General features: G+C 53.2%; 1 rRNA gene and 1 pseudogene. One reads left to right on the forward strand and one right to left on the reverse strand.

Features of this window, described 5'->3' with window-relative positions:
* A 5S ribosomal RNA gene (gene rrf, locus AC3B5A_RS07625) occupies positions 1 to 105 on the forward strand; the annotation flags it as partial.
* Between the two features lie 298 nt (positions 106 to 403).
* Here the strand turns inward: rrf and AC3B5A_RS07630 are convergent.
* Positions 404 to 543: pseudogene (locus tag AC3B5A_RS07630) on the reverse strand (DNA topoisomerase); the annotation flags it as partial.

The following is a 543-nucleotide window of genomic DNA, read 5'->3' on the forward strand; positions in this document are numbered from 1 at the left end:
AGCCCAGGGGAAACGCCCGGTCCCATTTCGAACCCGGTAGCTAAGGCCTGGCACGGCGATGGTACTGCACTCGGGAGGGTGTGGGAGAGTAGCGCACCGCCACATTACTTTTCTGTGAGGGGTAGGGGACTTCGGTTTCCTGCCCCTCACTTTTGTTGTATTCCGAAGCGCACGGGTGGTAGAAAATCTGCAGCAAACCCAAAAGGTAAATCTGACATAACAAACCTTATCGGTATGGAAGCATGTTCGCGTAGACAGAAGCTCAAGCCTCTTCATCGTAAGGGTGTTGCTTCAATACGAATGGTTATGTGCGAAAGGCTTGCTAAGTTCGTGAGCATGTACATACGTTGAGAACACTGCGTAGCTCTGCTCTTTCACCTGCTGACATGCGGTTTGACCACTTTGTGATGAAGCCGTTCTCATACAAACCTTGCGCAGCCCGCATGGTCTGGCGTGAACTCATGGAAAGACGGTTGCCGGCAGCCTGCTGCATGGTGGAAGTAGTAAACGGCGGCACCGGACGACGACGATACGGCTTCGACT

It is taken from the genome of Bifidobacterium sp. ESL1133, from assembly GCF_058107325.1.